Source organism: Halorubrum sp. SP3, assembly GCF_005435195.1.
Lineage (GTDB): Archaea > Halobacteriota > Halobacteria > Halobacteriales > Haloferacaceae > Halorubrum > Halorubrum sodomense.
The window spans coordinates 1-213 of sequence record NZ_SGTU01000823.1 but is presented as its reverse complement, the minus strand read 5'-3'; the positions used below and the strand labels follow the sequence as shown (position 1 = coordinate 213).

Annotated in this window: 1 protein-coding gene; it reads right to left on the bottom strand. The window is 67.6% G+C overall.

All coding sequences use genetic code 11. The annotated features are described in order from the left end of the window. Window positions 1–213: ABC transporter substrate-binding protein (locus EXE42_RS18320; RefSeq protein WP_137707158.1), on the bottom strand; the 213-nt coding region annotated here is incomplete at both ends.

The following is a 213-nucleotide window of genomic DNA, read 5'->3' as shown; positions in this document are numbered from 1 at the left end:
CGACGCCCGTCGCGCCGTCCGAGACCGCCTGCTCGAAGAGCCCGTCGAACTCGGAGAAGCCGACCTCGACGAACCGCGGCTCCAGCACGTCGACCCCCTGGTTCTCCAAGACCTGCGTGTAGTTGCTCGCGACGCTCTGCCCGAACGCGTTGTCGGACGCGAACACGGCGACCGTGTCGATGTCGAAGTTCTCCGCGACGTAGGTCCCGCCAG